21 protein-coding genes are annotated in these 23,414 nt (G+C 58.8%); 12 read left to right on the top strand and 9 right to left on the bottom strand.

The window, feature by feature from the left end:
* Positions 1-34: 34 nt before the first annotated feature.
* Positions 35-1,105, bottom strand: coding sequence for an aldo/keto reductase (locus AC5S3R_RS02765; RefSeq protein ID WP_494265100.1), 1,071 nt, complete (start codon positions 1,103-1,105; stop codon positions 35-37).
* A 142-nt stretch (positions 1,106-1,247) separates the two neighbouring features.
* On the opposite strand from AC5S3R_RS02765, the gene AC5S3R_RS02760 reads away from it, so the two are divergent.
* The 5 genes from AC5S3R_RS02760 to AC5S3R_RS02740 all read left to right on the top strand — a co-directional run bounded on the left by AC5S3R_RS02760 (position 1,248) and on the right by AC5S3R_RS02740 (position 4,771).
* Positions 1,248-1,679: a hypothetical protein gene (locus tag AC5S3R_RS02760; RefSeq protein ID WP_494265099.1), complete on the top strand. Its 432-nt coding sequence runs from the start codon at positions 1,248-1,250 to the stop codon at positions 1,677-1,679.
* A 161-nt stretch (positions 1,680-1,840) separates the two neighbouring features.
* Positions 1,841-2,773: a DMT family transporter gene (locus AC5S3R_RS02755; protein ID WP_494265096.1), complete on the top strand. Its 933-nt coding sequence runs from the start codon at positions 1,841-1,843 to the stop codon at positions 2,771-2,773.
* A gap of 90 nt (positions 2,774-2,863) precedes the next feature.
* The gene (locus AC5S3R_RS02750; RefSeq protein WP_494265094.1) at positions 2,864-3,421 is read left to right on the top strand and encodes an REP-associated tyrosine transposase; all 558 of its coding nucleotides are present in this window, start codon (positions 2,864-2,866) and stop codon (positions 3,419-3,421) included.
* A gap of 42 nt (positions 3,422-3,463) precedes the next feature.
* Positions 3,464-3,766: a hypothetical protein gene (locus AC5S3R_RS02745; RefSeq protein WP_494265093.1), complete on the top strand. Its 303-nt coding sequence runs from the start codon at positions 3,464-3,466 to the stop codon at positions 3,764-3,766.
* Positions 3,767-3,913: 147 nt separating this feature from the next.
* Positions 3,914-4,771, top strand: a complete 858-nt coding sequence (locus AC5S3R_RS02740) for a TIR domain-containing protein (RefSeq protein WP_494265092.1) — start codon at positions 3,914-3,916, stop codon at positions 4,769-4,771.
* Positions 4,772-4,938: 167 nt separating this feature from the next.
* On the opposite strand, the gene AC5S3R_RS02735 is transcribed toward AC5S3R_RS02740, so the two are convergent.
* Both AC5S3R_RS02735 and AC5S3R_RS02730 read right to left on the bottom strand, forming a co-directional pair.
* The gene (locus tag AC5S3R_RS02735; protein ID WP_494265090.1) at positions 4,939-7,026 is read right to left on the bottom strand and encodes a radical SAM protein; all 2,088 of its coding nucleotides are present in this window, start codon (positions 7,024-7,026) and stop codon (positions 4,939-4,941) included.
* 515 nt (positions 7,027-7,541) lie between these two features.
* Positions 7,542-9,437 carry a serine hydrolase domain-containing protein gene (locus AC5S3R_RS02730; RefSeq protein WP_494265089.1) on the bottom strand — a complete coding sequence of 632 codons (1,896 nt, stop codon included), beginning with the start codon at positions 9,435-9,437 and terminating at the stop codon, positions 7,542-7,544.
* 398 nt (positions 9,438-9,835) lie between these two features.
* On the opposite strand from AC5S3R_RS02730, the gene AC5S3R_RS02725 reads away from it, so the two are divergent.
* The gene (locus AC5S3R_RS02725; protein ID WP_494265088.1) at positions 9,836-10,075 is read left to right on the top strand and encodes a hypothetical protein; all 240 of its coding nucleotides are present in this window, start codon (positions 9,836-9,838) and stop codon (positions 10,073-10,075) included.
* Positions 10,075-10,962 (top strand): septal ring lytic transglycosylase RlpA family protein, encoded by an 888-nt coding sequence (locus AC5S3R_RS02720; RefSeq protein ID WP_494265087.1) that lies wholly within the window; start codon positions 10,075-10,077, stop codon positions 10,960-10,962. The genes AC5S3R_RS02725 and AC5S3R_RS02720 overlap by 1 nt, the downstream gene beginning before the upstream one ends.
* A gap of 44 nt (positions 10,963-11,006) precedes the next feature.
* Here the strand turns inward: AC5S3R_RS02720 and AC5S3R_RS02715 are convergent, their stop codons facing one another.
* On the bottom strand, positions 11,007-11,381 hold the full coding sequence (locus tag AC5S3R_RS02715) for a transposase (RefSeq protein ID WP_494265086.1): 375 nt from the start codon (positions 11,379-11,381) through the stop codon (positions 11,007-11,009).
* A gap of 238 nt (positions 11,382-11,619) precedes the next feature.
* On the bottom strand, positions 11,620-12,807 hold the full coding sequence (locus AC5S3R_RS02710; protein ID WP_494265085.1) for a M20 family metallopeptidase: 1,188 nt from the start codon (positions 12,805-12,807) through the stop codon (positions 11,620-11,622).
* Between the two features lie 269 nt (positions 12,808-13,076).
* Here AC5S3R_RS02710 and lpxC point away from each other — a divergent pair, with 269 nt between their 5' ends.
* Together lpxC and AC5S3R_RS02700 are read left to right on the top strand one after the other, a co-directional pair.
* Positions 13,077-14,012: a UDP-3-O-acyl-N-acetylglucosamine deacetylase gene (gene lpxC, locus AC5S3R_RS02705; RefSeq protein ID WP_494265084.1), complete on the top strand. Its 936-nt coding sequence runs from the start codon at positions 13,077-13,079 to the stop codon at positions 14,010-14,012.
* Positions 14,013-14,211: 199 nt separating this feature from the next.
* Positions 14,212-14,760: a thioesterase family protein gene (locus AC5S3R_RS02700; RefSeq protein ID WP_494265083.1), complete on the top strand. Its 549-nt coding sequence runs from the start codon at positions 14,212-14,214 to the stop codon at positions 14,758-14,760.
* A gap of 61 nt (positions 14,761-14,821) precedes the next feature.
* Here the strand turns inward: AC5S3R_RS02700 and AC5S3R_RS02695 are convergent, their stop codons facing one another.
* The 3 genes from AC5S3R_RS02695 to AC5S3R_RS02685 all read right to left on the bottom strand — a co-directional run bounded on the left by AC5S3R_RS02695 (position 14,822) and on the right by AC5S3R_RS02685 (position 17,335).
* Entirely contained in the window at positions 14,822-15,550 is a 729-nt protein-coding gene (locus AC5S3R_RS02695) for an energy transducer TonB (RefSeq protein WP_494265082.1), read from the bottom strand.
* 344 nt (positions 15,551-15,894) lie between these two features.
* A complete protein-coding gene (locus AC5S3R_RS02690) occupies positions 15,895-17,115 on the bottom strand; it encodes a Gfo/Idh/MocA family protein (protein WP_494265401.1) in 1,221 nt (406 codons plus the stop codon).
* 1 nt (position 17,116) lies between these two features.
* Entirely contained in the window at positions 17,117-17,335 is a 219-nt protein-coding gene (locus AC5S3R_RS02685; RefSeq protein WP_494265081.1) for a hypothetical protein, read from the bottom strand.
* 28 nt (positions 17,336-17,363) lie between these two features.
* Between AC5S3R_RS02685 and folK the strand changes: the two genes are divergently transcribed.
* Genes folK through tgt form a run of 3 tightly spaced genes read left to right on the top strand, consistent with a single transcriptional unit; the run spans position 17,364 to position 21,279 of the window.
* Positions 17,364-17,921, top strand: a complete 558-nt coding sequence (folK, locus tag AC5S3R_RS02680; protein WP_494265079.1) for a 2-amino-4-hydroxy-6-hydroxymethyldihydropteridine diphosphokinase — start codon at positions 17,364-17,366, stop codon at positions 17,919-17,921.
* Positions 17,878-20,121 carry a TonB-dependent receptor gene (locus AC5S3R_RS02675; RefSeq protein ID WP_494265078.1) on the top strand — a complete coding sequence of 748 codons (2,244 nt, stop codon included), beginning with the start codon at positions 17,878-17,880 and terminating at the stop codon, positions 20,119-20,121. Before folK ends, AC5S3R_RS02675 begins: the two co-directional genes overlap by 44 nt.
* A gap of 27 nt (positions 20,122-20,148) precedes the next feature.
* Positions 20,149-21,279, top strand: a complete 1,131-nt coding sequence (tgt, locus tag AC5S3R_RS02670; RefSeq protein WP_494265077.1) for a tRNA guanosine(34) transglycosylase Tgt — start codon at positions 20,149-20,151, stop codon at positions 21,277-21,279.
* Here the strand turns inward: tgt and AC5S3R_RS02665 are convergent.
* Complete coding sequence (locus tag AC5S3R_RS02665) at positions 21,260-23,347, bottom strand: tetratricopeptide repeat protein (protein ID WP_494265075.1); 2,088 nt, start codon at positions 23,345-23,347, stop codon at positions 21,260-21,262. The genes tgt and AC5S3R_RS02665 overlap by 20 nt on opposite strands.
* Between the last annotated feature and the right edge of the window lie 67 nt (positions 23,348-23,414).

The raw sequence follows: 23,414 nt of genomic DNA, 5'->3' as shown, positions 1-23,414 counted from the left end.
GCCACGGGCTGCATTTTGCGTTACGAGCAGCAGACTAGGGGCGGTCGTAGAAGCGGAAGAAGAGTGAGGGCTTGGCGACTGGCTCGGCTTTGGCTACCAGTTCCGTTTGCTGCTTGTCGGTGAGCGGGGTGAAGTTGCGGGCGAGGTGTACGTTCTCTTCGAGCTGGGCGATGGTGTCGCAGCCGATGATGACCGTGCTGACCGGGCGCGAGAGCGTGTAGTACATGGCTTCGCGCATGGTGAGCGTGCCGGAGGTGGGCGCGGGGACCATGCCTTCCCACATGTGCTTTTGCACTTCGAGCGGCTGCGGCTGCCAACTTGAAAGGATGCGGCCACGGCCGGGAATCTTCATGCCGATGATGCCCATCTGGCGCTCGACGGCGAGCGGCAGCAGTGCTTCATTGAAGCTGTAGTGGTGCGGGTCTGCGGCGCTCATAGCCATGAGGATGGTGTCGAAGTCGTGGCGGCGGATGCACTCCATGAGCGCGTCGGGGCGGTAGTGGCCGGTGATGCCGAGATAACGCACGACTTTCTGCTGCTGCATTTCCAGCAGGGCTTCCATGGCTCCGCCCCTGGCGAAGATTTCGTCTACGTCGTGCATGGTGCCTACGTCGTGGAGTTGCCAGAGATCGATGTGGTCGGTCTGGAGGAGCTTGAGCGACTTGTCGATCATCTGCATGGAGCCTTCGCGGGTGCGCTCCTTCGTCTTGGTGGCAATAAAGGCTTCCTTGCGCCGTTTGGCCATGACGCGGCCCACGTACTGCTCGCTCCAGCGCTCGGGGCCTCCGTAGATGGAGGAGGTGTCGATGTAGTTGACGCCGAGGTCGAGGGCGCGCTCGATGATGGGGACGGCTACGTCGAAGTTATTGGCTTTTTCAAGAGATGCCTGGCCGCCGAGCGAGAAGAGGCCGACCTTGTAGCCGGTGCGGCCGAGGTTGCGCGTGGGCATGGAGGCGAGCGTGACGGGATTCGACGGCAGGGCAGGGAGCTGGTGCGGGCCGTCTGCACGGGCGACGCCGGTGGCGAGCAGGGCGGCGGTTGCGGCTGTGCCGGTTTTCAGGAATTCGCGGCGGCCGGTCTTGAGGGTGCTGGGTGTCTCGCTCATTGCAGGCTCCTTGTTGCGGGTGCGTCTTTCAGGTGCGTTCATGATAGCGCTGTGGCGGCGCGGCGGGGAATGGCTCGTCACATGGGATGGAAATTTTTCAGGCCGCAAGGAGGGGTTTTAGGCTATAGTTCGGCTCATGAGAATGAAACGCACTTTCCCCCTCGTTGCAACGTGCCTGCTGGCTTTTGGTTCTACGCTTTCCAGCGTAGCGGCTGCGGCTCAACCATTGACACTGGCTGGTTCTGCTGCGGCGCAGGAGCCGGTTTCCGATGCGGCCAAGGCTCTGGGCAAGGGAACCAAGAAGGCCTATGATGCGACGGCGCATGGCGCGAAGAAGGCTGGCGACGCTACGGCGCATGGTACAGAGAAGGCGTACGACGCGACTGCGGATACCAGCAAGAAGGCTTACCACTCGACGAAGAAGCATACGAAAAAGGCTTACCACTCGACCAAAAAAGGAACCAAGAAGGCTTATCACGCGACGAAAAAAGGCACGGTGAAGGCCTATGACAAGACGAAAGATACGACCGTTGGCGCGGTGAACGGCGCTAAGGACGGTTCGAAGAAGCAGTAGCTTGTTTGGAGCGCGCCGCCGGCAATGTGTGAGGCGTTGCCGGCGGCGTTTTGCATTGAAGCGCGATTCATGTGCGAGGGCGCGGCTCTGGTAGCCTTAAAGTACATGCACGCGTTTCTCACACTTTCCTTATTGTTTGTGCTCCTTTTGCCGAGCGTGGCATGATGGAGTCTTCCGCTTCGCATTCGCAAGATGTTTCGCACTGGGGCGCGATTGGGCTGGCGCTGGCTGGGTTTACCTTTTGGGTCTTTACCGATACAAGCATCAAGATTGCCGGGCGCTCGGCGCTGCCGGTTTACGAGATCTCTATGTCGATGGGGTTCGTTTCCGTGATGGCGCTGTTTTTGCGGGCGCTGGCGCAGAAGAATCTAGGCATGCTGCGGCCGCGGAATATCAAGGCGCATGCGATACGGTCTTGCCTCGACCTTGGGAATAACCTTTGCGTGGTGGTTGCGCTAAGGCATTTGCCGTTGACGCTGTTCTATATTTTGGTGTTTCTGGCGCCGATGGTTACAGCGCTGCTCTCGGCTGTGTTTCTGCATGAGCGGCTTAGCTGGAAGAAGATTGTGGCCGTGGTGCTGGGGTTTGCCGGCGTGGTGGTGGCTGTGAATCCGTTTGGCGGGGCTCGGCAGGGCGACTGGGTTGGGTATGTGGCCTGCATGGTTTGTGTGGCCTGCTTCTCGGCGAATATGGTTTGGTCACGGGTGTTGACGCAGACGGAGACACCGGAAGCGCTGACATTTTCTTCCGGGATGGTGCTGACGGTTGCGGGTGGGCTGATGCTGGTGCTCATTCATGCGGAGCCGCTGACGGTGCGGCTGACGGTGAACCTGCTGGCTGTCGGCATCTTTTATGTGCTGGGGACGATGAGCTTCTTCTCGGCGCTGAAGCATACTTCGGCGGTGCATGTTTCGCAGTGCCACTATACGCAACTGGTGACGGGCGCGATTGTGACGTACATCCTGTGGCGGGAGACGCCTACGATGTTCATGGTCGGCGGGGCGGTGCTGATTGTGATTGCCGGGCTGTTGATGGCTATCGCGATGGGAGAAAACCAGGGGCATAGCAATCCGGAGTTCTTTGCCGGGGATTAGGCGTCGATAGGAGAGCAGTGGGTGCCCCATTCATGCGCGGCTTTTTGCGCATGGATGGGGGGGACGGAATACAATCTCCCGAAAACCCCCATGCCGAGCCGCCTGAAACGCTATCAGACCGAAGGCCATTATCATTTCATAACCTTCAGTTGTTATCGTCGACTGCCGAAATTGAATGATGACCGTGCACGCATAGTCTTTGAACAAATGCTGGAAGCTGTTCGCCTGCGTCATCGATTCTTTGTCTTTGGCTATGTACTCATGCCCGAGCATGTTCACCTTTTGTTGACTGAGCCAGCGGAGCATTCGCTTGGTACGTCTGTGAGTGTTCTCAAGGGTGAGACTGCGAAAGTTCTCAAGAGAGGGGAACAGCCTTTCTGGCAGGCTCGTTATTACGTTTTCAATGTTTTTACGCAGGTGAAATTCGTTGAGAAACTTCGGTACATTCACCGCAATCCTGTGACGCGCGGGCTGGTGGAAAAACCGGAGGACTGGCCGTGGTCGAGTTACCGTCATTGGTCGAAGGGTGAGATGGGACGGGTTGAGATTGAGTCACACTGGACCTGGGAGCGGCGGGAACGTGAGTTGGTTGATGGTGGGGGAACGGGCATTCGTGATATCCCACCCATGCGCAAAGAACGCGCATGAATGGGGCACCCAACGTTTGAGGTGGAACGAACTGCCTGAGACATGGGCCACCCGCCGCTCAAGCTTTCGGTTTCGTCGCAGCGCCCGGAACGGCCCTTCTGGCAGGCCCGGTACTACGACTTCAACGTGCACAACGAAGAGAAGAGGGTGGAGAAGATTCGTTACATGCACCTCAACCCGGTCCGCCGCGGCCTGGTCGAAAGGCCGGAGGACTGGGCGTGGTCGAGTTGCCGGCATTACTCGACTGGGGAGCAGGGAGCCGTGGAGATTGAGTCCTTCTGGACTGCCGCACGGCGCGGTGGAGAGTTGCCGGGTTGGATAAAGAGGAAAAGGCCAGAGGGTTGAGGTTCGTGGTATCCCAGGTCCCAACACCAGGGACCTGGGGCACCCAACATGGGTGAGAGAACTGACGACTTAAGATATGGGCCATCCGTCCACCCGCCCGGAATGTATCAGTTAGAATTCCCAACAAGACTCCAAAGAGGTACGACAATGAAGGTTTTCCTAAGCTGGTCTGGTGGCCGCAGCAAGGCTATTGCGGAGGTCATGCGAAATTGGCTTCCCAGTGTACTCCAAGCTGTTCGTCCATATTTTAGTCCTGACGACGTTTCAAAGGGTTCAAGATGGTCAAGCGAAATAGCGAAGGAACTTGAAGCTAGCCGCGTTGCTCTTCTCTTCATTACGCCGGAGAATCCAGAAGCATCGTGGCTGGTATTTGAAGCGGGTGCGCTCTCGAAGAATCTAGACCGTTCAAAAGTCTGCCCATTGTTGTTCGGAGAAATTGAGCCTACTGATATTAAGGGGCCGCTTGTACAGTTTCAAGCGGCGAAATTCGGCAAAGACGAGATGCGGCGTGTTTTGAAAACAATTAACACTGAGTTGGGAGATGCTGCCCTAGCTTCCGATGTGCTAGAAAGTGTATTTGAGATGTGGTGGCCGAAGCTGGAGGAAAAAGTATCAGAGCAGCTTGAAGAGGCCGCCGACGCCGCAGACAATGCTCGACGTTCTGATCGGGACATATTGGAAGAGGTGTTATCGCTTTCCCGAAGGAATCTACTTCGGATAGGTCGCGAAGACCGCTTGGACATAAGCCACCCCGCCTTCAGCGACCTGTTTAAAAGAGTCCTTGAGATATGCACTCTCGCTCAAGAGCATCTGCCGGAAAGTGTTTTTCTTAAAGCCACCACTAGGATTCTTGCTCCGCTAGAGTACCTTTTTCAACGCCGCAAACGAATCTCCCCGAGGGGGGATGCCGTGATTCAGCAAATGATAGATGAACTCAGAGCTTTGTGTGAGCCAGATGTTAAACCGGTTTCTATGTTCCTAGAAGAAGACGGAGGCAAAAGTTAGGGTCTGACGGGTGCCCTGATCTCAAATGAGGTCCATTCTAGTTGTGGGCACCCGCAGATTTTCAACTTCGCTTAGGTTGGTACGAGTAATGAAGAACGAGAAAGGCCGCTCCGGTGGGAGCGGCCTTTGGTTTTTGGCGCCGTAGGCGCGGTGGCTGCATGCAATACCTAGTCGCCGGCTACTGGTTCGGCGGGTTGGACGGGCTTGGCGGGGGCGATGGCATCGAGACGGACTAGGCCTTCTACTGGCTTTTCGCCGAGGACGTGCTCGCGGTAGAGGCGGGCCATCTTGGCGTTTTCGGCGTCCTGCTTCAGCTTTTCGTCGCGGGCGCGAATCTTTTCTTCGCGGGCGTTCTTCGCAATGCCAAGATTGTCCAGCGTGTGGTTGGCTTCCGCGTTGACGTGGTCCATGTTGAGCTTGAGCTCGTGGCCCACATAAGCCATGCCAACTTCCTTACCACCGGCGAAGATTTCGTGGCGGCCGTGCTCCTCATACCACTTGGTCAGAGTAGCCGTCATGTGCATCTTCTCGATGATGTTGCGCCAGCCGATGCCGGTGTTGTAGGCGCAGAAGGAGATTTCGCCTTCCTGCGTGGCATACGGAATGATGCACTGCTCGGTGCGGCGGAAGTCGTAGTTGAAGAGGTCCTGGAACCACATGCCGGCGATGAAGAGGAAGTTCCAACGGTCCTGGCGGCGCTTCTGGATGTCGTCCATGGTGCGGTCGCCCTTTACCGAGCCGTAGTTCTTGCCGGTGGCGTTGAAGGTCTTGTCCATCTTCTTGAGCATGTCGGTGATCTTGAAGTGCGTGGGCGACTGGAACGGATCGTAGTTGCGCAGCAGAGCAAGACCGAAGCCGATGACCGAAAGCCACTTGCCGCGAGCGGCGTCGTTGACCTTCGCCAAGTCCTTGGCAACCTGGTCCATGTGGAGGAAGGCCGTGACGGGCGCGGCTTCCTTGGTTTCCTTGTCAATCATCATGGCCATGCCGATGCCGCAGTTGGGATGGCAGCCGCAGGAGAGCTGGCCCCACTCGGCGCCGGGTCCGTGGATGAGGTCGGCCCAGTCAGAGAAGGTGGACATGAAGGAGATGGGGAACCAGTCGCGCGAAGGCTCGCCGATGCCCATCTGGTTCTTGATGTCGTGCGCCATGTGCGAGAGTGTGTAACGCTGGGCGAAACGGCGCTCGTCGGTGATGTCCTCGTCGCGGCCAGTGAAGGAGACGGGCTGGAAGGAGAGGAAGGAGATCTTCTTGGGGTTGTCGAGGGCGAACTCGATGATGCGGCCCACCTGCTCGTTGTTGATGCCGTTGACGATGGTCGTCACGGGCACGATTTCTACGCCGGCTTCATGGAGATTGTTAATCGCCTGAAGCTTGACGTCGAACATGTTGCCGACCTTGCGGTGTGAGTTGGCAGCGTTGCCGATACCGTCGAACTGGAGATAGACGTAGCGGAGTCCGGCTTCGCCGGCGGCGCGGCAGAGTTCCTTGGACTTGGCGAACTCGATGCCGTTGGAGGCGGCCTGGACGGAGTTGTAACCGACCTTGCGGGCGTAGGCTACGGCGTCAAGGAAGTAGGGCGAGAGCGTGGGCTCGCCGCCGGAGAACTGGACCGACATTTGACGACGCGGCTTGATGGTGATGGCGTTGTCAAGCATGGTCTTGATCTCTTCCCACTGGAGTTCATGGACGAAGCCGACCTGGTTGGCGTCCATGAAGCAGGGGTCGCACATCATGTTGCAGCGGTTGGTGAGGTCGATGGTGAGGACCGAGCCGCGGCCGTGTGTGACCGTCGAGGTGCCGTGGTTGTGGAGATCCTTGTCGTTGTGGGCGCGGATGTCGCGGCCGGGGAAGGACTCTTCGAGGTGCTTGAAGAAGGCCGGGTCGATGGACATGACGTCTTCAAAGTGGCCGTGCTTGGGGCAGTCCTTAACCATGAGGATCTGGCCGTCGCGCTCGATGATCTGGGCCTTGATTTCGCCAACCTTCTCATTCAGAAGGACTTCGTGGGGAAGCTTGCCGTCGAGGATCTGCTGGCGGATTTCGGGGACGCACTTGGGACAGAGAGAGTCCGTGGTGCGGGGCCAGCCTAGGGGCGGCTTTTCCTTCTGGTAGGACTTGAGGAGGGGCTTGTCGCTCCACTTGGGCGTGAACGAGGGGTTGGGGCTGATGCGGTTGAGGCGCTCGAAGACGCTCCAAGCTGCCTTGGCCGCGTAGACTGCGCCCAATTCTGCGTATTTAATCGCTTTTGCCATGATGGTGCGATTCTCCTTTGAAATCAGTGGCCTACGGCTGGCCTTCGTGGTGCTCTGGCTTCCGTGGGCTGGCCTCCATTTTTTCGTCGTGCGAGTGTTTCGGAGGCCTAGTTTGCATGAATATCCTATCGAGTGGGGGTGGGCAAGCCAAAGCGCTTACAGCGAATGGGGAATACAGGGAGTGAATGGGGAAATGGGGGGCTTCGCTGGGGCTAGGGGACTAAGGGATTGAGGGGACTGGGGCTTAGGGGAACCAGGACTTAGGTGTCGTGGGGGATTTGGCGGGGGGCTGAAGATATCTCCCATTTGGGGTAATTGGCGGAGGCGGGGAGTGGGGGAGAATCGGGCTGAGGGTATGGGTGCAGGAGGTCAAGCTGCGGCTATGTGACCTAGCGGAAAACGGCAGGGAAGAAAACAAGGCCCTTTCGCCCTTTCTTGCCTGCCGTTTTTTGCGCTTTCTCCATTAAGGCGGCACGACGTTGCCAATCCTCGCTGGCGGACCTTTGCTTCACGACTCAGGAAGTCTGCTCGCCAACCCGAATGAATTGATATGTCGTTTGGCCGCCATCGACCAGCAACTTATTCGGATCGTCTGTTGGCTGAAGTTTCGTTGTCCAGGGTGGGGTTGTGAGAACAATGTGCCGATTCGTGCCGGATTGTTCTGTGCCGAGCTTGCTGGAACCGGCCTCAAGCTCAATTTCAAAACCATCCGCGACTCGTGAGATACGCGCTGTTCCCAACTCCTCCGACGTGTAGTTGCCGGTGTACTCACCAATCCATGCCGTGGATTCCGCATCGGTCTTGATTCGTCCACGCATGGCCTCTGCAGACTCGTCGCGAGCTTTCTTCTCGGCGGTTACCATGGCCTCAGCCTTTGGCTCCGCTCCGAAGAGTAGCTCTATCAACTTTTGCTCTACCGATGCCAGGAATTGATTGGCGAGCTGAAGGTTCGTGAGGATCACCATGCCGATGCGGTGCTCCGGCAGGAAGAACATATCTGCGGTAAAGCCGCGTGTATTGCCTCCATGGCCGATTTCAGCCAAGCCTTGCCGGTCCTTTAGAAACCAGCCCAATCCATAACTGGTTTTCCCGTCGATCTTGATGGCAGGGATGCGGCGCGCCAGCAGATTCTCTGTTGAGATGATCTGCTTGCCTTGAGCATTCAACCCGTCGCGCATCTCGCACTTCAGGTATTCGGCCATATCGAGAACGTTCGACCAGATCGATCCAGCCGGGGCTACAGCGTCGGCGAACTGTTCCAGCGCGGGCTCGATGGGAACGGCTGTCCCATTCAGGTCGCGGCTGTGAGGCGCGGCGTCAAGAGGCGAATCAATGCAGAGGATGGAGGTGTGCGACATTCCCAGAGGCTCAAAGACCAGCTCCCTCATCGCGTGGTCATAGGCATCCTGTAGCCCAACATCAGGAACATAGCTGTGGGCAGCGGCGTAACCGCCTGCGGCAACGAGGTAGTTTGAATATTGAAAGGTCTCGCCAAAGCCGGTCGTCGGACGCATCTGCCGCATCTCTGCGATGCGATCCTCCGGGAGAATATTGCGAAACCGAAAGACGAGATTGAGGCCCTGCCGGGGCATGCCTGTGCTGGCGCTTACCGTGTGACGCATCTCTAGGCGACGCGTTACGTCTTCATCCGCGAGAGCAAATACGGGCAAAACCTCCGTCACGGGAGTTGACCATGTGAAATGGCCCAAGTCCACCAACCGGGCCATCATCGCGGTCGTCAGCGGCTTTGTTGATGATCCAATCATGAAGCGGGTCTCTGCTGTTACGTGTTCCTCACCGCCAGTCCTGCATACCCCGAAGCCTTCCGCGTAGACAGTCTCACCGTTCTGAACGATAGCAATGGCGAGGCCGGGAACTTCAACCTGCTGCATGGCCCAGTCGATAAAACGGCTCATGGCATCTCGTTCCTCGTCACCGAACGGCTTCGGTGAGACGCCAAGAAGGCTTGGCTCTTTCAGCCCGGTAGGTTTCCATGCATTATGCAACTCTGAGAATTGCGCAATTCGCCGGCTGAAAGCAGCCCTGGTGCCGTCGGCCAGGGTAAGAAAGGCGCGGTCGCCAAGGAAGCGAGCGATGGCAAACACAACGCGGCTCTCGCTCTCAGGTGCGTCATATGCAACGTGGACCTCACCATCCCAACCGCCTTGCGCCGGCATATCGACTTTTTGCAGAACGGGCGCGTCGAACCCCGGCTTGACCTCCTGCCACGCACAACGCAGCAGGTCCGCCATATCTCCCACAACGGGCCGAGCAACAAATGAGAGCTCCAGGTCGAGCTCAGGCCCCATAACGGTCAACGGCCCGCTTTGATGGGCAACAGTCCAGCCACTTGGCAAAGGAACCTGTAGAAGTGCCTCGGGCAGTGTGACGTACATTCGGGATTCGTCCATGTCGTATTACCCTCCATCTTCGATTTTTGTGTTGCATGATTCTGTTGTCCGGTATACAATTAAAGATAATAAGTTTATTATTTTGTTTGACTTACGAGATTTTTTCAGTTTACACGTAATCACCGTGTGTTCCAACTTACGCTCTGGCAATGGGTGCTGACCTGCGCAGGGTGGTTAGGGGAAAAATGAGCCTCGCGTGTCTGGCTTTCTGGCGTTTTGCCGGGAGGCGGGATGCGCGGGGTTCGTTTTTTTGTGGGGATTTTGCGGGATTGGGTCTCTGAATGGTTAGTGACGATTGGGGTGCGTGCGGACGGGATTGGGTTGATTCGGGGATTCGGGGACCGTCAGACTGGATGTTGGGATTTTGTGCTTGTTTTGCACAGGCGGGAGGACTGCATATGGGGTCGAATCCGTATCCGGGGCAAGGGCCGGGCGCGCAACCGGGGTTTGGGGAGCGGCTGGAAGATTTGTGGGCGCGGATTGAGAGCGAGCTGCGGATTGCCGCGGGGTATGTGAATGACAACGTGGTTCCGCAGGTGAAGAAAGAGTCGGTGACGGCGATGCGGAGCGTGGCTGAAGCGCTGCGGAACCTGGCCGACAAGATAGAGAAAGCAGAGCAAAAGGGGCCTCAAGAGTGATGGTGCTGGATAGGGAGAGTTCGAGCGGGTTGCAGGGGCGGCTGGCGTGCCTGGGGTTTGGCGCGGTGGTGGCGATGTTTGCCGCGGGCTGCGGGCATCATGTGAATGTGGCCAAAATGCCTAGCCAGAAGACGGCTCCACCGGCTGCGCCTTCGACGAGTACGGGGACTGGCGGGAATATGGCTGGGGTAAGGCCTGCGTTGGGGAATGGGTCCAATACCAGCAATACAAGTAAGGATGGAACGTGGGGCGGGACGGTGGCGCGGATTCCGGTGACTCCGGTGCCTTCGGGCGGTGTGGATGGGGAGGATATGGAGTTTATCCAGTCGCATCAGCCGATTTCTACGGAGGAGGGGCTGGCGACGTGGTACAGCGCTCCTTATAAAGGACGGAAGACGGCGAGCGGGCAGGTGTTTTCTGACGATGCTTTGACCGCTGCGCACAGGACTCTGCCGATGGGGTCGCTGGTGGTGGTGACAAATTTGAAGACGGGCGAGTCGAGCCCGATGCGGATTACCGACCGCGGGCCGTTTGTTGAGGGGCGGATTCTGGATTTGACGATTGCTTCGGCGAAGGCGGTGGGAGTGTATCGCGCGGGACTGGTGAATGTGCGCGTGGATGTTTACCGGACGCCGAAGCCGATGGAGATTGGCGGGCGGTGGTGCGTGCAGATTGGGGCCTTTCATAAGGAGCACGAGGCGCTGAAGTTGCAGTCGAAGCTGGAAGATGAGTATCCGGATGCGAACGTGATTGAGTTTCCGGGGCAGGATTCTTATTGGGTGAGGATTCGGCCTGCCGGGGATAATCGCGAGGTGGCGGAGCGGATTGCTAAGAAGCTCCGGTTGAAGGATGACGATGCGCTGGCTTATTTGACGCGGTTGGATTAGGCGGGTACCCGGTCCGTGTGTTCGGACCTGGGATCGCAATCACTTCAAGGAACCTTCTTCAGTTCCCAGCCATTGGGTAATTGTCCTCCGCGTTTCGCGGCGGTCCAGTGCGATTCAATTTCCACCACATCCTCAATCCCGGTTGCATAATGCCGGAAGCTGGACCATGGCCAGTCTTCAGGTCTTGTGGCTAAGCCGCGCTTGACTGGATTACGGTGAACGCATTGGAGTTTTTCGATGCGCGTTTCCTCGTTGTGTACGTTGAAGTCGCAGTAGCGCGTCAGCCAGAAAGGACGCTTCGTTCGGCGTAGCGCTACCGAGAGCTTGAGGGACTTGATGGCTTGATCCAAAGTTGTTTTGCGCGGTTCACTCACGAGGAGATGTACGTGTTCGGGCATAACCACATAGCCGGCAATCATCAGGTTATAGCGCTTCCGTGTTCGCTCCAGACCGGATTCAAAAATGTCGCGGGCCGTCTCGTTATTTAGGGGAGGCGGCGGTAACAACTGAAGGTCAGGAAATGGAAGTTTCCTGTCTGCTGGTATCGGATGAGTCCTGTGGGCATTTAGGACGAGGATATATTTAATCCCGAGTTATTAGGACGGGAATATTTTTATCCCATGTTCGAACACACGGACATGGGGCACCCACTTTTGTTTAGGTAACTAAGAGTCCGGCTAGTAGGGCTGTTCTTGGGGCTAAGTGCTCAATCAGGATGGATTCGTGGGGGGCGTGGGCGCCTTCGCCTACTGCGCCCATGCCGTCTAATGTTGCTGTGCCGATGGCTGAGGTGAAGTTGCCGTCACTGGCGCCGCCGGTGGCGGCTTCGTTTAATTCGAGGCCGATTTCTTTGGCTAATTGTTGCGCTTTGAAGAAGAGGGCGGCTGTGCCTTTGGTGCGCTCCATCGGGGGACGGTTTACGCCGCCGGTGATGATTAGTTGGCAGCGCTTGTCGGTGGGTTTTAGTTTAGCGAATTTGTTGGTGATCTTGGGGCCTTGGGCTATGCGGGCTAAACGAACATCTATTTCTGCCCAGGCTTCGGCGGGGATTACGTTGGTCTTGTTGCCGGCTCCGGCAACGTTGGCGGAGACAGTTAAGCCTTGGCTTAAGTTTGTCCAACTGCTGATGGTTTGGATGAGGTGCGTGAGTTCGAGGAGGGCGTTGGCTCCTTTTTCAAAGTCCACGCCGGAGTGGGCTCCTATGCCTTGCACTTCAATGCGCCAGTTGCCGGTGCCTTTGCGGGCGGTTTTGTAGGCAGCTGTTTTGTTGGGTATGTTTTGCGCTGGTTCTAAGACGTAGACGGCGCTTGCTTGTTGTGCGAGCGCTTCCGTGATGGGGCGTGAGATGGGGCTACCGATTTCTTCGTCAGTATTGAGGAGAAGGATGACTTCCTGATTCAGCAGATTGGCTTCTTCGAGCATTTCGATGGCGGTGAAGGCCATGGCTACACCGACTTTCATGTCGAGAGTGCCGGGGCCCCATAGCTTTCCGTCGGCGATTTTGCAGGGCATTGTTTTGAGGGTGCCGATGGGCCATACGGTGTCGATGTGGCCTAGTAATAAGGTGCGGCTCTCTGCGGATTTTGCCTTGGGGCCGAAGCGAAGCTCGATGACGTTGCCGTGGGCGCGCTGCTTGTGGAGCTTGATGCGGGCTCCGAGTGTGCGGGCGTGGGTGAGGACGATTTCTCCGCAGGCATCGACGGCGGCCTTGGTGTCAGAGGGGGATTCGGCGCGGACGAGCTTTTCGGTGAGCGCGATGAGCTGAGATTCTTTGCGGCGAGCTCCGGCGAGGAGCGCACGCATGGGGATTTCAGGGGCGGATTCCTTGAGGTCGGGAGTAATCATTGGGGTGCGCGCTCACTTTATGGGATTCTGGACAGGCGATACCGCCGTATCGTTGATTTTACAGATTCTAAACTGGTTATGGCTCCAGTTTTCGGTATATTTTCGCCCTGAAATGTGTAGATGTGCCGCACAGTGTGGTGAAATTACCACACAACGATTTTGAAAAATCCGTCTAATCTGGCACTTGCAGCATTTGAAGTACGGTTGAATGCAGTTTTTTTGGAATGGCGCATTGTGTTTTGTCCTTCCCCAGTTTGGAGCAGTGAATTTTGGCTCAACGAGCGCATTTAGAACAGACCATTGCCGGGCCCCTGGAATTTGCTGGAGTGGGTTTACATTCCGGCGCGCCGGTTTCGATGCGGCTGCTGCCTGCACCGGCGGGATCAGGAATTGTCTTCCGGCGAACCGACCTCGACAACTTTGAGATTCCCGCGATTGGGCGGAACGTGGCGAAGGTGAGTTATGCCACAAGCCTGATGCGGCAGAGCGTGCTGATCTCTACGACGGAGCATTTGCTTTCCGCGCTGATTGGCATGGGCGTTGATAACGTCATTGTGGAGTTGGACAACCTTGAACTGCCGATTCTGGATGGCAGCGCGTTGCCGTATGTCGAGGCGTTTGGTGAAGTGGGGATTCGCGCGCAGCGCAGACGGCGCGAATATATGAAGATACTCAAGGCGGTTGAGGTACGCGAGGGCGCGAAGTTTATTGGCGTGTATCCGCATACCAACGGCGGCGCGAGCTACTCGATTGAGTACGCGGTGGATTTTCCAGCTCCGGTGGGGAAGGGTTTTGCGAGGGTGGATCTGGCGGCGGAGATGTATGGCTGCGATATTGCCCCTGCGCGGACCTTTGGCTGGAAGGCCGACGAGCAGAAGCTGCGCGATATGGGATTGATTCGCGGGGCGAGTGAAGAGAATGCGATTGTGCTGGGCAAGGATGGGCCGGTGAATGGTCCGCTGCGTTTTCAGGATGAGTATGTACGGCACAAGGTTCTGGATTTGATTGGAGATTTGGCGCTGGCTGGGAGACGGATTCAGGGGCGCGTGGTGGCGGAGCGTGCGGGGCATGCGATGCACACGGCGCTGGTTTCGCGGCTGTTGAAAGACCGCTCGGCGTGGGAGATGGTTACTGTGTCCGAGGAGAAGGTGAAGGAAGAACGCGTGCGGGCGGGGTTGGGTGCTCCGGCGTTGCTTGGCGCATAAAGGCAGGGTACGGGGTGTAGGGTACAGGAAAACGCTTCGCGTTTCAGGGATGAAATGCGGGGCGTTTTTGTTTGTCGGCTGGAGTGCAACCCCACCCATGCGCGATACAACTGCGCATGAATGGGGCACCCGCACCCGGCTCCTTTTATGTTCATGGATGAAGTTGTGGTTTCTTTTACACTGAGGCTCGGGAGTGGGCGTGTCGCACTATATCAACTTCATTCGGATTCCGGCGCTGGCGATTCGGCAGCATCTTGCGCCGTTGCCGCGATTGGGAGTGCTGGAAGAAGACCGGCTGACGATGCGGGTGTGGTTGAGCGGGATTGACCTCAATTTGCATTTGAATAATGCGCGCTATCTGAGCGTGATGGACTATGGGCGGACGCATCTGCTGGCGCGGACGCGGCTGCTGGAGCATGTGATTCGTGCGAAATGGGCTCCGCTGGTGGGTGCGGTTTGGATGACGTATCGAAGGTCGCTGCCGCTGTTTGCTCGGTTTACGCTGGCGACGCGGCTGGTTTGCTGGGATGAGCGGTGGTTTTACATGGAGCAGACGTTTACCGGCGAGCAGGGGTTGGCTGCGGTGGGTTGGGTGAAGGGTGCGCTGCGCGGGCCTGCGGGGATTGTTGCTCCGCAGACTGTATTGGAAAAGATTGAGCCGGGGATTGTGAGTCCGCCGATGCCGGAGACGATTGCGGCGTGGAACGAGCTGACGCGGGAGAAGTTAACTGCAGGGACCAGGGAGTAGGGACTTAGGGACTAGGAAAGACAAGGCCCGCATCTTGGTTGAGATGCGGGCCTTTTTGTGTTTAGTGGCTTAGCGAGAAGATTGCGTTGATGGTGGTTTCTACTTCTACGGGTTCGCCGTTGAGCAGGTAGGGGCGGTAGCGCCAGTTTTGTACGGCGTCGATGGCGGCCTGGCGGAGCATGGGGTGGCCGCTGAGGACGCGGAGGCCTTCAATGGTGCCGGTTTTGGAGATGATGGCCTGCAGGACGACTGTGCCCTGAATGCCGGCGGTGCGGGCGATGGCGGGATAAATAGGGGCGGGGTGGACTAGCAGCATGCCGGCAGATATGCCTTGGGAGATAAAGAGGTGGCCTAGTGGTTTGGATACGACGTGTGGGGTCGGCGTGGCAGGGATGGCGGTTGCCAGTGGGTCGCCGCCGGGGATGCCTGTGCCGATTGCGTCTCCGCTGCAGCCTATGCAGTCGCTGGGTGTGCCGGGGTCGTCTGTTTTTATGCCGCCGAGCTTTGGGAGTTGCGTGGGGATGGTGGTGGGCACGGCGAAGGTTTGCGTGCTGGAGGAGGATTGCGCGAGTGCGTGCGCGGTTGGATGTGCAACGGCAGCTGGTGGGCGTGGTGGCGTATAGATGGGGCTGAGGAAGGTAAGGTGCGTTGAGAGCTGGCCAGGGTAGAGAAGCGGAATCAGGATGAGCGTGAGCAGGATTCCGCTGTTGAGGGTGAGCGTGGCGAGCATCCAACTGCGGCTGCGGGTGTGGATTGTGCCGGTGGATTCAAAGGTGGCGTCTTCAAACATGGTGGCCTCCGGTTCCCAATCGAGTCTCGAACAACTTGCGGTGGCGATTGGGAATGCGGGGGCGTGCCGCTTGGACACGGGAGTGCGTCGCGAGCGGAGACTAGGGCACTCCGAACTTTGCCTTGAACCGCAGGGCCAATCGAACCACTGTGTTGATATAGACACCGCGGTTGCAGAGAGTGTTCCCGCGTGGAGAAGAGCACAGGGCTAAAGTTCGATCCATTTTTTGAGCGATTTTCGGCACGACTAAAGTCGCGCCCTGATACAAAGCTCAAGGTTGGCGATTGTTATCCCATATCCCACACACGGACATGGGGCACCCGTGATGTGTATATGCGGTGATTTCAGGCGGTGGGGGTGAAGAAGGTGCCGAGGCCGGCGCGGTGGGCGTGGGCGGCCATGGTGGATTGGATTTCGAGGGCCAGGGCGAGGGCTTCGCGGCCTTGGTGCGCGGTGACGTGCGGCTGCTGGCGGGTGCGGACGGAGTTGAGGAAGGATTCGATTTCGAGGCGGAGGGGTTCGCCTTCGGTGATTTCCGGCTTGACGAAGTTGAGGCCGGGGTTGGGGCTTGGCGATACAGCTGTGTCGGGCTGGCCGAAGCCGGGAGGCAGCGCTACGCCTGCGGAGGCGGCGAATTTGCGGACGAGCGCGGGGTCGATTTGGCCTGCGGCTAGTGCGGCGGCGATTTGCGGGGGGATGAGGCTTTGGACCTCCGGCGGGAGCTGGGCCAGGAACTCGGGGCTGAGCGCGGTGGAGCTGGAAGCGGGTGCGCCGAGGCCCTTTTGCAGGCTTTCGTCGATTTGGATGATGAGCAGGTCGCGGCGGGCGTAATCGATGGAGACGTACTGGCGCGGCTCGAAGTAGCGGAGCTTGCGCACGCGCTCGGTGGAGACTCTGGAGGCGGTGAAGTTGGCTACGCAGCCGGATTCAAATTCGACGCGGACGTTGGCGATGTCCGCTTTGGGAGAGAGGACGGGCAGGCCGACGGCGCGGACTTCGCTGACGGGTGAGTTGGCGAAGGTGAGCACGATGTCGAGGTCGTGAATCATTAGGTCGAGAACGACATCGACGTCGAGCGAGCGCGGGGTGAAGATGGAGAGGCGGTGCGCCTCGAAGAACATGGGGCGGATGAGGCGCTGTTCGGCGGCGAGGATGGCCGGGTTGAAGCGCTCCAGGTGGCCGGGTTGCAGGATTTTTTGGTTCTTCTCGGCTGTGGCGATGAGCGAGTCGGCTTCGGCGAGGCTGGAGGCCAGGGGCTTTTCTACGAGAATGTCGATGCCGGCTTCGAGGAGCGGCGCTGCGACGGCGTGATGATGCACTGTGGGCACCGCGACGGAGGCTGCATCGAGCTTGAGGTCGGCTTTGAGCAGATCATCGACGGTTGAGAAGACGGGGATGCTGTACTGCGCGGCGACTTCCGAGGCGCGGGTGGCGTCGGGCTCCAATGCGGCTACCAGCTCGACACCCGCGTTGGCGGTTTCGAGCTCGCGGTAGATGCGGAGGTGGTTGCGGCCAAAGGCTCCGCAGCCTGCGACGGCTACACGTAACTTGGATTGCGCTGCGATATTAGGCTTCCTTGCCTTCTATGGCCTTGAGGCAGCGGCCATAGAGCGCGAGCAGTTCGGAGACGTGCTCTTCCGGCTTGGGGGCGGAGGGGGCGTTGAAGCCGGTGCCGCCGCTGGTGGTTTTGCCGGTGCCGGTGATGCCGGCGACGAACTTGAGGAGGTCGAGGGCGATGTCTTCATTGCGGCGGGCGCCGAGGCCGTTGGTAAGAGCGTCTGACATGTGAGTTCTCCGAAAGAGATTTTAGCGGATGAGAGGCGATAGTCTGAAACGGATGGTGATTGCTTACATTGGGTTGGGCGGGAATGTGGCGAGCGCGGTTGGGCCGCCGGAGAAGACGCTGGCTGCTGCATTAGTGAGGCTAGGCGCGCTGGTGCGCGTGGTTGCCCGGTCGAGGCTTTATTCCACCGAGCCGGTGGGGTATGCGGAGCAGCCTCGGTTTGTGAATGCAGTGGTGGGGCTTGAAACTTCGCTTGAGGCTGATGCGTTATTGAAAAAGCTGCTGGAGATAGAAAAAGAGTTTGGGCGGGACCGGTCGGCGGGGATTATGAATGGGCCGCGAACGCTGGACTTGGATTTGCTTTTGTATGGGCAGCAGGTGATTCGTGAAGCTGCGTTGCATGTGCCGCATCCCAGGCTCGCGGAACGGGCGTTTGTGCTTGTACCGCTGAGTGAGATTGCGGCGGAGGTGCGCGTGCCGGGTGTTAACGGAAGCGTGCAAGAATTGCTCGAACGTCTCAAAACAAAGTCTGCACAGGATGCTGATGCGGTTATTGCTATCGATAGCGATATTTGGGCTGGCGCTTAGTCTGCATGCGCAGACGGCGCGTACGTTGACGGTGGAAGATGCTGCGGGGCGCGTGATTGCGGGCGCCCAGGTGCGGGATGCTTCCGGAAAGATTCTGGCTACGAGTGATGGCGTGGGGCGTGTGAGCTTTGCTTGTGATGAGCCGTGCGCGGTGCGCGTGGAGGCTACGGGGTTTGCCGCGCTGGATGTGCGTGCGGGGAACCAGTCTGCCGTGAGGATGCAGCCTGCGGGGGATGCGGCGCAGGTGACGGTGACAGCGTATCGTGCGCCTGTAGGAGAGCTGGAAAGCCCTGTGACGACGCGGCTTTTATCGCAGAAGGCGATGCAGTCTACGGCTGCGATTACTGTCGATGGCCAGTTGCGGCAGTTGCCGGGGGTGGAGTTGTTTCGGCGGTCGAGCTCGCTGGTGGCGAATCCCTCTTCACAGGGGATTAGCTTGCGGGCGCTGGGCTCGACTTCGGCGAGCAGGACGCTGCTGACGCTGGATGACGTGCCGTTGAATGATCCGGTGGGTGCGTGGATTCATTGGCTGGAAGAGCCGCAGTTGGCTGTGCAGAGCATGGAAGTAATGCGCGGCGGTGGGAGCGATCTGTATGGGTCGAGTGCGATTGGTGGGGTGGTGAATGTGCATCTGGCGGAGCCTTCTGGGAATGTGCTGAAGGTGCGGTCCAGCTATGGGGCGCTGGGGACGTATGCGGAGGATGCGCTGGCGAGTGCTTCCCGTGCGGGCTGGGGTGTGATGGCTGCGGGCGGCGCTACGGGGACGGATGGGTACATCCAGGAGGCTCCGTGGCAGCGCGGGCCGGTGGACATTGCTTCCAATGTGCATGCGCAGAATGGGGTTTTGCTGGCGGAGCGCAAGCGTGGCGAGTGGCGGGCGTTTGTGCGCGGCAGCGGGTTCAATGAGGCTCGGGCGAATGGCACGCCTTACCAGACGAATGGCACGCGGCTTTGGCGGTATGCGACGGGTGGGGATTGGTCGGGTTCGAGTGGCGCGACGGCTAGCTTGCGGCTGTACGGCTCTGCGGAGCATTACCGGCAGACGTTTTCCAGCCTTTCCAACTTGCCGAATTTTGGAGATGCGAGCTGCACATATCGATGCGGGGAGACGCCTACCAAGTTTGCGTTGATTGCGGATAACGAGCTTGGTGGCGCGTTGCACTGGAGCCAGCCGCTGGGTGCGGGCGTGATTTTGCTGGCGGGGGCGGACTCGCATGACGTGCGGGCTTGGGATGATGAGCTTTCGTTTGGCTCGGGTGCGTTGACGGATACCACTGTGCACCAGAGGGATTCCGGTGCATACGTGGAAGGACTGTGGACGCATCGTGCGTGGACGGTGACGGCTTCGGCGCGCGTGGACTGGTTTCAGAATTACGATGTGCGGCAGGTTGTGGAGACGAATGGTGCGCAGTCGGCGGCGCTGGCGCTGGGCGGGCTTGCGCAGACGGTCTTTGATCCGCGGGTGGGTGTTTCGCGGAAGATTGCGGAGCACTGGGCGGTTTCGGCTTCGGGGTTCCGGGCGTTTCGTGCGCCTTCGCCGAGTGAGTTGTATCGCTCAACGCAGGTGGGGAACCAGTTGACGCTGGCGAATGGCGGGCTGAAGAGTGAACGGGCTACGGGGTGGGAGGCTGGTATGGCTTCGCAGCGCGGCTGGGGCACGGTGCGGGCCAGTTACTTCCTGACGCAGATTAACCGGCCAATCAGCGCGGTGACGACCAATCCCAATTCATCGCCCATTTTGTTGCAGCGCGAGAATCTGGGGCAGATTGAGAGCCGTGGGGTTTCGCTGGATTTTGAGGTGGCTCCGCGCAAGTGGCTGATGCTTGATGGCGGGTATCAGTATGCGCATGCCACGGTTTCGCGGGGTGCGGCGGATTTGGGGAACTGGATTCCGGATGTGGCGCGGAATATGGCTTCGCTGAATTTGCGAGCGGAGAGGGCGAAGTGGGGGACGCTGAGTTTGCAGAGCAAGCTGAGCGGGCACCAGTTTGATGATGATGCGAATGCGAATCTGCTGCATGGATATTTCAAGGTGGATGCTTATGCTTCGCGTGGGTTTGGGCGGCATTTAGAAGGGTTTGTGGCGGCGGAAAATCTGTTAGACCGCTCGATTGAAGTGGCGAAGACGCCTACGACTACGCTGGGGATGCGGAGGGCTGTGAGGGCGGGGTTTGTGTTAAATATGGGCGGGGCACGTTGAATTCGAGTAAACAGCTAGAATCATAGTGTGGGATTAGATTTCAAGGTTCTGAATATAACGGAGGCGGGTGCGCGCAGAGCGCAGATGGACCTGCCGCATGAGATTGTCGAAACGCCTGTGTTTATGCCTGTCGGCACTGCGGGTACGGTGAAGGCTGTGCCGCAGAATGTCGTGGAAGAGCTGGGCGCGCAGATCATTCTTGGCAATACGTATCACCTGTATCTGCGACCGGGGCATGATCTGGTGCGGCGCATGGGCGGGCTGCATAAGTTCATTAGCTGGGATCGCGCGATGCTGACGGATTCTGGCGGGTTTCAGGTCTTCAGCCTGAGCGAGCTGCGCAAGGTTACGGATGAGGGGGTGCGGTTTCGCTCGCATCTGGATGGCAGCAGTCACTTCTTTACTCCTGAGCACTCGATGGATGTGCAGATTGCGCTGGGCGCGGATATTGCGATGGCGTTTGATGAGTGCACGGAGTATCCGGCGGATCGTAAGCGAGCGGAAGAAAGTTTGCGGCTGACGATGGCCTGGGCGAAGCGTTCGCTCGACCATTTCCGTGCGCATCAGCATGAGGTTCCGTGGCATGCGGAGCGCAATGGGCGCACGCAGAGCTTGTTTGGCATTGTGCAGGGTGGCATGTATACCGATCTGCGCAAGGAAAGCGCCGAACGGCTGATGGAGATGGATTTCGACGGCTATGCGATTGGTGGGCTGAGCGTGGGCGAGCCGCGTGAGCTGACAATGGAGATGATTTCCGAAGTGTTGCCGATGCTGCCGAAAAACAAGCCGCGCTACGTGATGGGCGTGGGGTATCCCGACGAGATTGAACAGTACGCGAAGCTGGGTGTGGACATGATGGACTGCGTGCTGCCGACGCGCGCGGCGCGGCATGGGCTGCTCTTCACCAGCGAAGGCCGCCTGACCATCAAGAATAAAAAGTTTGCCGAGGATGAGAATCCTCCAGACCCGAATTGCGATTGCATGGTTTGCAGGCGGTATTCGCGGGCTTACCTGCGGCACTTGATGCAGGCGGGGGAAGCGCTGAGCGGGACGCTGAATTCGATTCATAACCTGGCTTACTACCTGGGGATTATGAAGCGGGTGCGGGCGGAAGTTAGCGAGCCAGCCAGTCAGCAGGTCAGCGAGTCAGCGATTTAAGCTCTGCGATGGCGCGATGGATAACGCTTTGCCAGTCGTTGGGGCGCGGCTGGCGGATTAGCTTTGCTGTGGGATACCACGGTGTTGTTTCGATTTCCTGCATCCAGCGCCAGTCGCCCAGGTGGGGCAGCAGAATCCATACGGGCTTGCCCATTGCGCCTACGAGGTGCGCGATGGAGGTGTCCGTGGTGATGACTAAATCCAATGTGGAGATGGTAGCTGCGGTGTCGGCGAGGTCGCGGTCGTGAGCTGCGGCGTCGAGGATGCGGATTTCCGATGGGAGTTCTGCCAACTGCCTGGCTGCGTCGCCCTTTTGCAACGCGATCCATTCGATGCCGGGCATCTTGAGAAGCGGTAATAGCGTGGACAGAGTTGTGGAACGTTTGGCGTCCGTTCGATAGCGCGGATTGCCGGCCCAAGCCATGCCGATGCGCGGATAGCCGCAGTCGCCGTCTGGAGATACTAAAGTGCGCGCTTCACTTTCGATGCAATCGGCGGAGAGATAAGGGCCGCTGTTGGGAACGGTGTCAACGGTAGTTCCGAAGAGTGCAGGTAGGCTCATCAAGGGGCATTCGTAATCAAAGCTTGGCGGCGGGCTGCTGAGAAGCGTGACTTCGGCGCGGCTGCTGCGGACGATTTCCATGGAGCGCATCAGGCGTTCTACGGGCGCTTGCACATGCAGAATGGGGAAACCGCCGCGCTCTGCGATGAGATTGGCATAACGGCAGAACTGGATGGTGTCACCTAAGCCCTGCTCGGTGTGGAGCAGGATGCGTGCGCCGTTGAGTGCTTTGCTGGATAGCACCTTGCGTGTGAGGCGTGGCTTGTCAAAGGTGCGCGGCTGGCGGTGGATATCGCGGAAGTACCAGCGTGCTTCGTAGTTCTGCCACCCCTGGAGCCAGTCGCCGAGACGGAGCTGCGTGAGCGCGAGGTTGTAGCGCGATCCGGAGTGGTTAGGATCGATTGCAGAGGCGCGGGCGTGGGCTTCGAGCGCTTCGTGGACGCGGCCCAGGTCGAGCAGGGAGTTGCCGCGATTGGAGATAGCTTGCTGGCTGCCGAGGGATTCGGCGCGCTCAAAGGCTTCGACTGCTTCGGCAAAGCGCTCTTCATTGTGCAGCAGAATGCCGCGCATGTTGATGGCTTCGGCGTTGTCCGGTTCTTGAGTGAGAGCTTTGTGCAGCCACTCCCATGCGTGCGGAAGGTCCCGCTGTGCGATATAGAACTGTGTCCATGCGATGTGGGTGTCTGTGCGATGGGGATTGAGTGTTGTGGCGCGCTGGAGATGCTGTTCCGCTTCAAACATGCGGTGCAGCTCGCGCTTGAGTAGCGCGAGGTTAATCCATCCAGCGATGAGGTCGGGGCGCAATTCAACGGCGCGGTTAAGTGCGGCTTCGGCATGGATGTCGCGGCCTTGCTCGCGCAGCAGGCAGCCGAGATTCATCCACGCGGCAGCGAAGTCGGGGCGCAGGGCAATGGCGCGGCGATAGCGGTTTTCGGCCTCCTGCGGCTTGCCGATGCGCTGCAAGGCGAAGCCTGCGGCGAAGTGCGCTTCCGGCAGGCGGGGATTTTGTGCGAGGACTGCTTGATAGTGCGTGAGGGCCTCCGCGAAGCGGTCCATGCAGGCGAGGGCGTTGCCTATCCCCATGCTTGCGGCGGTGAGATTGGGATTCAGCTCGTGGGCGCGAGTGAAGTTGAGGAGCGCTTCCTGATGTTTATTGGCGGAAATGTTCAGTTCGCCGAGGGCGGTGTGGGCAAGCGTGTTGCTGTTATCGATGTGTAGCGCTGCGCGGTAGGCTTCGGATGATTCCTGCGGGTGGTTGGCTGCGCGCAATGCCTGACCGAGCACAATCCATGCTGTGGCCATCTGTGGCGATGCGGCAACGGCGGCCTGTGCCATGCGCACGGCAGCATCATGCTGGCGTGTGGCAAGCGCGACAAGGCTCATGCCGGCGAGTGCTTCAGGATGGCGGGGATTCTGCGTGAGGATTTGCTGATAGCGCTGTGCGAGTTCCCGCAGATTTGTGGGGTGCGGCGAGTTTGTCGGTTTGTTCTGCGGCTGCGCAATCATGAGGCACTTGATTGCACGCTATGCTGCGTCGGCTGTGACCTCAAGCTTGAATTGCCGTGCGCGGGAA

The sequence above is a fragment of the Occallatibacter sp. FHG110214_02 genome (assembly GCF_059115385.1).
The sequence above is the reverse complement of the archived record's forward strand: the minus strand, read 5'-3'. Positions and strand labels throughout refer to the sequence as shown.

Bases quoted from the DNA above. Each gene is read 5' to 3' on its own strand.
- AC5S3R_RS02765 (WP_494265100.1), bottom strand. From the start codon at position 1,105: ATGAGCGAGACACCCAGCACCCTCAAGACCGGCCGCCGCGAATTCCTG.
- AC5S3R_RS02760 (WP_494265099.1), top strand. From the start codon at position 1,248: ATGAAACGCACTTTCCCCCTCGTTGCAACGTGCCTGCTGGCTTTTGGT.
- AC5S3R_RS02755 (WP_494265096.1), top strand. From the start codon at position 1,841: ATGATGGAGTCTTCCGCTTCGCATTCGCAAGATGTTTCGCACTGGGGC.
- AC5S3R_RS02750 (WP_494265094.1), top strand. From the start codon at position 2,864: ATGCCGAGCCGCCTGAAACGCTATCAGACCGAAGGCCATTATCATTTC.
- AC5S3R_RS02745 (WP_494265093.1), top strand. From the start codon at position 3,464: ATGGGCCACCCGCCGCTCAAGCTTTCGGTTTCGTCGCAGCGCCCGGAA.
- AC5S3R_RS02740 (WP_494265092.1), top strand. From the start codon at position 3,914: ATGAAGGTTTTCCTAAGCTGGTCTGGTGGCCGCAGCAAGGCTATTGCG.
- AC5S3R_RS02735 (WP_494265090.1), bottom strand. From the start codon at position 7,026: ATGGCAAAAGCGATTAAATACGCAGAATTGGGCGCAGTCTACGCGGCC.
- AC5S3R_RS02730 (WP_494265089.1), bottom strand. From the start codon at position 9,437: ATGGACGAATCCCGAATGTACGTCACACTGCCCGAGGCACTTCTACAG.
- AC5S3R_RS02725 (WP_494265088.1), top strand. From the start codon at position 9,836: ATGGGGTCGAATCCGTATCCGGGGCAAGGGCCGGGCGCGCAACCGGGG.
- AC5S3R_RS02720 (WP_494265087.1), top strand. From the start codon at position 10,075: ATGGTGCTGGATAGGGAGAGTTCGAGCGGGTTGCAGGGGCGGCTGGCG.
- AC5S3R_RS02715 (WP_494265086.1), bottom strand. From the start codon at position 11,381: ATGATTGCCGGCTATGTGGTTATGCCCGAACACGTACATCTCCTCGTG.
- AC5S3R_RS02710 (WP_494265085.1), bottom strand. From the start codon at position 12,807: ATGATTACTCCCGACCTCAAGGAATCCGCCCCTGAAATCCCCATGCGT.
- AC5S3R_RS02695 (WP_494265082.1), bottom strand. From the start codon at position 15,550: ATGTTTGAAGACGCCACCTTTGAATCCACCGGCACAATCCACACCCGC.
- AC5S3R_RS02685 (WP_494265081.1), bottom strand. From the start codon at position 17,335: ATGTCAGACGCTCTTACCAACGGCCTCGGCGCCCGCCGCAATGAAGAC.
- folK (WP_494265079.1), top strand. From the start codon at position 17,364: ATGAGAGGCGATAGTCTGAAACGGATGGTGATTGCTTACATTGGGTTG.
- AC5S3R_RS02675 (WP_494265078.1), top strand. From the start codon at position 17,878: ATGCGGTTATTGCTATCGATAGCGATATTTGGGCTGGCGCTTAGTCTG.
- AC5S3R_RS02665 (WP_494265075.1), bottom strand. From the start codon at position 23,347: ATGATTGCGCAGCCGCAGAACAAACCGACAAACTCGCCGCACCCCACA.